Annotated in this window: 6 protein-coding genes; 3 read left to right on the forward strand and 3 right to left on the reverse strand. The window is 58.4% G+C overall.

Annotation, left to right across the window (positions count from 1 at the left end):
- Positions 1 to 2: 2 nt before the first annotated feature.
- The 3 genes from ACEW8J_RS09765 to ACEW8J_RS09775 form a co-directional block, all read right to left on the reverse strand.
- Entirely contained in the window at positions 3 to 995 is a 993-nt protein-coding gene (locus ACEW8J_RS09765) for a metal-dependent hydrolase (protein WP_373491450.1), read from the reverse strand.
- Between the two features lie 127 nt (positions 996 to 1,122).
- Positions 1,123 to 2,154, reverse strand: coding sequence for a 2-oxoacid:ferredoxin oxidoreductase subunit beta (locus ACEW8J_RS09770; protein WP_373491451.1), 1,032 nt, complete (start codon positions 2,152 to 2,154; stop codon positions 1,123 to 1,125).
- On the reverse strand, positions 2,151 to 4,040 hold the full coding sequence (locus ACEW8J_RS09775) for a 2-oxoacid:acceptor oxidoreductase subunit alpha (protein ID WP_373491452.1): 1,890 nt from the start codon (positions 4,038 to 4,040) through the stop codon (positions 2,151 to 2,153). The genes ACEW8J_RS09770 and ACEW8J_RS09775 overlap by 4 nt, the downstream gene beginning before the upstream one ends.
- Positions 4,041 to 4,217: 177 nt before the next feature.
- Between ACEW8J_RS09775 and ACEW8J_RS09780 the strand changes: the two genes are divergently transcribed.
- The 3 genes from ACEW8J_RS09780 to ACEW8J_RS09790 are packed head-to-tail and all read left to right on the forward strand — an operon-like array spanning position 4,218 to position 6,603.
- A complete protein-coding gene (locus ACEW8J_RS09780; RefSeq protein ID WP_373491453.1) occupies positions 4,218 to 5,168 on the forward strand; it encodes an alpha/beta hydrolase in 951 nt (316 codons plus the stop codon).
- A 35-nt stretch (positions 5,169 to 5,203) separates the two neighbouring features.
- Positions 5,204 to 5,683, forward strand: a complete 480-nt coding sequence (locus ACEW8J_RS09785; RefSeq protein WP_373491454.1) for an RNA pyrophosphohydrolase — start codon at positions 5,204 to 5,206, stop codon at positions 5,681 to 5,683.
- 23 nt (positions 5,684 to 5,706) lie between these two features.
- Positions 5,707 to 6,603, forward strand: coding sequence for a YdiY family protein (locus tag ACEW8J_RS09790; protein WP_373491455.1), 897 nt, complete (start codon positions 5,707 to 5,709; stop codon positions 6,601 to 6,603).
- Positions 6,604 to 6,711: the final 108 nt, after the last annotated feature.

Consider the following 6,711-nt stretch of genomic DNA (forward strand, 5'->3'; position numbering starts at 1 on the left):
ACTCAGGGAATTTTCTGTTCCAACCTGTCTTTGCGGACATCGAGTCGAACAGTGAACCGATCCCCGACCAGCGGATCCATGAAACGCTGGTCTCTGACGGTTACACGAGTATCGGTCGCCGTAATGACCGGCATCCGCGACCAGAACAGAAAAGCTGCGGCATCGTCGCTGACTCTGGTAATTTCCGGCTCCAGCCTTGCGCTATAGTCCGGTATCTTCTGCTTCTGGCCAAGTGACACCCCGCCAAACAGGTCATATTCTCCCGACCCATAAGCCGCTTCATTGCGCCACAATATTTCCCTTTTCCAGAACAGGAGGGGAGTCGGATTGGCAACGACCGTTTCCGGCTCCGCCCTGCTTGCGGGCGAAGCGCCGGTTGCCGAGACTCTGGCCGCAAGAATATCCGTGGTCTCCGCTTCTGCCTTGCCTGTGATCAGGCCATTGGCGAAAATATAGGCGCAGACTGCGGCGAAGCTGAGCCAGGCCGGACGAGACCAATGGCGCACGTCTCGCTTTTCTCGCCGCCGCGAAAGCCAGAAACCGGCAATCAGGGCCGCCCAGATCCAGATATCGATGATGAAAATACTATCGCCGTAAAACCATTGCGAGGAAAAGGGCTCAAGCAGACGGATGCCGTAACTGTTCAGCCAGTCCAGCGCCGGGTGGCTCAGACAACCGATATAGGCCAGCGCCAGTAGCCAGCCTTTGTGGATAGGCAACCGGTCGGCCGGCCGCTTGCCGCGCTTGGTCTGCCAGCGGTCGAAGCCGATCATGATCGCGGTCAGCAACAGCGGCAGCAGCAGCATCGCGATCGGCCCATGGGTGATCCCGCGCCGGATCGCCAGATGCTGGACCCCGTCCAGCAAGGTCGCGACCGCATCGATATCGGGAATATTGGCGGCAATGATCAGCGTCGCCATGCCAAGGCCGGTTTTTTTCTTCAGGCCCATCTGGCCGAGAACGGCACCGGCGAGACTGTGGGTCAGATTATCCAATTTTTTATCTCGCACGAAGACAGGAAGCCACAAAGCATTTGCATCGCCTAGCGGCGGGAACAGTAATTTACCAGACGCTCCACACTCTCATCTTAGTGCCTTCATGTCTTTGTGCGATCCAATAGCTTTACAGTTCCGGTCCGTCCTCGGTTACCGTCCAGGTCTGCCCCTTGTTCAGCAGCCCTTGCAGATCGGGCTTCTTGCCAGCCGACGACGCAATATTCTGCGCCACGACAGCCGCTTCAAATGTCGGCCGCGGATCATCATAGAGCACGCCCAAGGCCATCGGGAAGGCACCAAATTGCATTTCGACCAGCATATGTGCCACCGAGCGGTTGGTCGCGTCATGGACGATCACACCAGCGGCCTCCCAGTCGCCATCGACCACGTCGACCACTTCCAGCTGCAAGGTTTTGTGGTTGAGCGTGATGCCCTTTGTGCCTTTGGAAAACAGCATCGGTTCGCCGTTCAGCAGATGCAGCTGGGTGTCGTCCGCGGTCTTCTTGGCAGCAAATTCCTCGAACACATCCTTGTTGTAGACGATGCAATTCTGGAAAATCTCGATAAAGGACGTGCCCTTGTGCGCATGTGCAGCTTTCAGCACGTCGGGCAAGCCCTTGTGGATATCGATACCGCGTGCGACGAAACGGGCACCCGCGCCGAGCGCAAAAGCACAGGGTGAAGCGGGCCGGTCAACCGAACCATAAGGCGTCGAGGGGCTATGCGTGCCCTGCCGGCTGGTCGGCGAATATTGGCCCTTGGTCAGGCCATAAATTTCATTGTTGAACAGCATCAGCTGGCAATCGAGATTGCGGCGCAGCAGATGCATGGTGTGGTTGCCGCCGATCGACAGCGCATCGCCATCCCCGGTGATGATCCATACGTCGAGATCCGGGTTGGCCAACTTCACGCCAGTGGCAACCGCCGGCGCGCGCCCATGAATCGTATGAAAACCATAAGTCTCCATATAATATGGAAAGCGCGAGGAGCAGCCGATGCCGCTGATGAACACCGTATTGGACGGATCAGCGCCCAGATCGGGCATGGTCCGCTGCACCGCCTTGAGTATCGCATAATCGCCGCAACCCGGGCACCAGCGCACTTCCTGATCGGTTTCCCAGTCTTTCAGCGTCGTCGTGATTTTGGTCATCTCGTTCATGACAGATTCTCCTCAATCGCCGCGGCAATTTCGGCAATGGTAAACGGCTGGCCGGAAACCTTGTTCACCGGTTTTGCATCGACCAGATATTGGTCGCGCAAGATCGTCTTCAGCTGCCCGGTGTTCATTTCCGGCACAATGATCCGGTCGAAACTCCTGAGCAACTCGCCAAGATTTTTCGGCAGCGGCCAGATGTTGCGGATATGAACATGCGCGACGTCCCTGCCCGCGGTGCTGGCCCGCAATACCGCCTGATGGATCGGACCAAAGGTCGAACCCCAACCGACGACTCCCAGTTTCGCGCCAGCCTTGCCAAAGGCGAGGTCCTGATCCGGCAGGCTGTCGGCGACGCCGAGTATCTTGTCGCGCCGGATATCGGTCATCGTCTGGTGGTTGGCCGGACCATATTCGATATGGCCGGTATCGACGCCTTTCTCGATTCCGCCAATCCGGTGCATCAGTCCCGGCGTCCCGGGCTTGATCCAGGGCCGTTTGAGATTGGCATCCCGACTATACGGCAATAGCGGCCCATCCGGTTTTTCGGTCATGAAGCTGACTGGAAAACGCTCCAGCGTATCAACGTCGGGAATCTTCCACGGCTCTGCCGCGTTGGCGATATAGCCGTCGGTCAGCAGCATCACCGGCGTCATATATTGCACGGCGATTCGCACCGCTTCGATGGCGCAATAAAAGGCGTCCTCGGGTGAGCGCGCGGCGATCACCGGCATCGGCGCATCGCCGTTGCGACCATAAACAGCCTGGTAAAGATCCGATTGCTCGGTCTTGGTCGGCAGGCCGGTCGAAGGACCGCCCCGCTGCGAATTGACGATCACCAGCGGCAATTCGGTCATGATGGCCAGGCCCATGGCCTCGCCCTTCAAGGCAATGCCGGGACCGGAAGAAGAGGTGATCCCCAGGCTGCCAGCATAGCTTGCACCGATGGCGGCGGTAATCGCGGCAATCTCGTCTTCGGCCTGAAAGGTCGTGACCCCAAATTCCTTGAGCCGCGACAGATGATGCAGGATCGCCGAGGCCGGGGTAATCGGATAGCCGCCAAAGAACATCGGCAGTCCGGCCAGTCGCGCACCGGCGACCAGTCCCAGAGACAGGGATTCTGCTCCGGTTACGGTTCGATATGTGCCCGGTTCAGCCGGAGCCGCAGCCACCTTGTGGTGTTGCAAATGTCCGCCACCGAGGCCATCACCGGAAATTTCTGCGGTCTCGCCATAGGCATGGCCGGCGTTGAGCGCCGCGATATTCGCATTGGCGATGTCCGGCAATTTGGCGAATTTGGCCTTCAGCCATTGTACCACTGGTTCACGATCGCGTTCGAACATCCACAGCGCCAGGCCCAGCGTCCACATATTCTTGCAGCGGAGCGCTTCCTTGTTACCCAGTCCGAACGGCTGCACCGCGTCCAGCGTCAATTGCGAAATATTGAGCTTGAGCAATTGCCATTTGGCCAGCGAGCCATCTTCCAGTGGATTGCTGTCATAATGGGCCTTGTCGAGATTGCGTTTGCCGAATTCGCCTTCATCGGCGATCACCAGCCCGCCCGGGCGGACCGCCTGGACATTGGTCTTCAGCGCAGCCGGGTTCATCGCGATCAGCACGTCCGGTTCGTCGCCGGCGGTTTCAATCGCGCGCGAACCAAAGTTGATCTGAAAGGCGGAGACGCCGAACAAAGTTCCCTGCGGTGCCCGAATTTCGGCCGGAAAATCAGGGAATGTGGCCAGATCATTGCCTGCCAGCGCCGTCGAGAGGGTGAACTGCCCTCCGGTCAGCTGCATCCCGTCGCCGCTATCGCCAGCGAAACGGACGACGACATTTTCGGCGCCGTCGGGATGGGGATTATTGGGTTCTTCCTGCTTGAACGCGGTGGCCATGATTGATTCCGTGCCTTTGTTATTACGCAATGCCCCCTAGAGCAGCAATGCCGGGCGCTTCAAACCACAAAAACTAATAGGGATAAAGCATTTGTTTGGGCACCCGGTCCCGATTAGCGCTTGCTTAGTGAACATAGCCTGATCTAATCGATCAGTTAACCGGTTGGAGAAGAAATTTTGACAGACGCTTATATACGGCCCGACGTGCAGATGATTTTGACCATGATGGAGCAATCGGACCAGCCGCTAATGTCGGAAGTCGAACCGGCCGCTGCGCGGGAAATGTATAATATGATGGCGGCAATGCTCGAAGCCGATGCGGTCGATCTAGCGCGGATAGAGGATATGTCCTGCCCCGGACCGGCAGGCGACATCGCGCTTCGACTCTATGACAATCAGGCCGAACGGAGCCAGGAAACGCCCGTCATCATCTTCTACCATGGTGGAGGTTTTGTCATTGGCGACCTTGAGTCGCACCATAGCTTCTGCACCTATATCGCGCGCGAGATGGACCTTCCGGTCATTGCCGTCGATTACCGGCTGGCACCAGAAGCACCCTTCCCGGCGGCCCCGCAGGACTGTCTGGCCGCGACGCGTTGGGTGGCCGACAATCAGCAGCAGCTGAAACTCAATATCAGCGGATTGATCCCTTGCGGCGATAGTGCCGGGGGCAATCTCGCGCTGGTGGCCGGACAGGTGCTGGCCGACGAACCCACCTCTGTTCCCGTCATCGCACAATTTCCGATCTATCCCGCCACGCGCATGGACGCAGAAGGCGGATCAATGGACGAATTTGCCGAAGGCTTTTTGCTCACCAAAGAGAGCATGGAATATTTCGACGGCCATTACGCGCCAAAGGATGATGACATATTGGTGTCGCCTTATCTGGGTGACCTCGCCAAGTCACCGCCAACCGTTTTGGTCACCGCCGGTCTCGATCCCCTGCGCGACCAGGGCCGCGACTATGCCGCGGATCTGGTCCGACACGGCGTGAACATGATTTATCTGGAAATGCCAGGGAATGTGCATGGCTTCATCAATATCCGCAAGGCAGTACCGTCCGCCGCGCAGGATGTGGACCGCATGATGGGCGCCTGGAAAGCATTGCTCGCTTCCTTGGCGAACTAGATCGTAACGCATTTCGAAATATCAGAAGGCCAAGTATAATCGACCATAGCACCCTCCCCTATCGCCCCTGCGCCGGGATCATGCTAGCCAACCGGGCGGGCAAGGTCTTCGTTGGTCAGCGCATCGACAATCCGGACAGCGAAGCATGGCAGATGCCGCAAGGCGGGATCGACAAAGGCGAAGACGCCGAGGCCGCAGCGCTGCGCGAACTGACCGAGGAAACCGGCATTGCGGCCGACAAGGTCACAATCGTAGCCAAAGCCGCTGGTGAGCTGTTCTACGATCTTCCACCCGAACTGCTCGGCAAGATATGGGGAGGCAAGTTCGGCGGCCAGCGACAGAGCTGGTTCCTGATGCGATTCGATGGCGATGACAGCGATATCGACATCGCCACCAGCCATGCCGAATTTCGCGCCTGGCGCTGGGCCGACCCGGACGAACTGTCCCAGCTCATAGTCCCCTTCAAACGCAAACTTTACCGCGATATCGTGGAAGAGTTCGGACCGCTCATCTAATCCGTTTCTTGGAGAAAACCGTGATGAAGTTCACCGTCACGGCGGCGCTGGTTGCCGTCATTTGCATTACATCGCCCGCCAAGGCGCAAATCGCCGATCCCTTGCGCGCGGCAATCGATGCCGCGATCGAAGGCGGCAATGCAAGTGAAGTCGATACGGTTGCCAAATTTGCCAAGAAGGCGCAGCCGGATGCGGTCGACGACATTGATGCGCTGGTCGGCGCCTGGAAGACACGCACCGCCGATGACAAGCAAGCTGCTCTGGCGCAAGCTGGTTTGTTCGACAATTGGGAGGGCGAAGGCCAATTGGGCTTTTTGCGTACGACCGGAAACACCGACAATCTGGGCTTCAACGCTGGCCTGAGAATTGGGCGCAACGGACTCGACTGGACCCACGAACTGCGCGCACTGGTCGATTACCAGAAGACCAATGACATCATCACACGCGAGCGGATCATGGCGGCGGTCGAAAGCCAGTATCGGTTCGACGAGACAGCCTTTGCCTTTGGTCAGCTTCAGTATGAACGCGATCGGTTTCAGGGCGTCAGGTCGCGCTATGCTGTCGCTGGCGGGATCGGCTGGACGGTGCTGGACGAACCAAGCTATCGCTTGGCGCTGAAGGCCGGTCCCGCTTTCCGCCACACCGATTACACCGATGGAGTAAGCGAGGACGTTATCACCGGTCTTGCCGCGCTCGACGGCGAATGGACCATAGCAAGTGGGCTGAAATTGACCGAACATGCCGAAACCTTTGTTGCCGCAGACAACAGCACCTTGACTTCCACCACCGCGCTCGATGCGAAACTGATCGGGGCGCTGTCTGCGCGGCTGTCCTACACCCTCGATTATGAGACCGCTCCGCCAGCGGGTCAGGTGAAACTAGATACGCTCAGCCGCGCGAGCCTCGTCTACGATTTCTGACCGATGCTACGGCACCGGGCCGAATCAGGGCTGTTCCTCGACATCCTCGACGGTGGTTGATGGGGTTACTGCCTCGGCCGACTGGACCGGTCTTGCCGCCGCGATATC

This window comes from Parasphingorhabdus sp., from assembly GCF_041748495.1.
GTDB lineage: Bacteria > Pseudomonadota > Alphaproteobacteria > Sphingomonadales > Sphingomonadaceae > Parasphingorhabdus.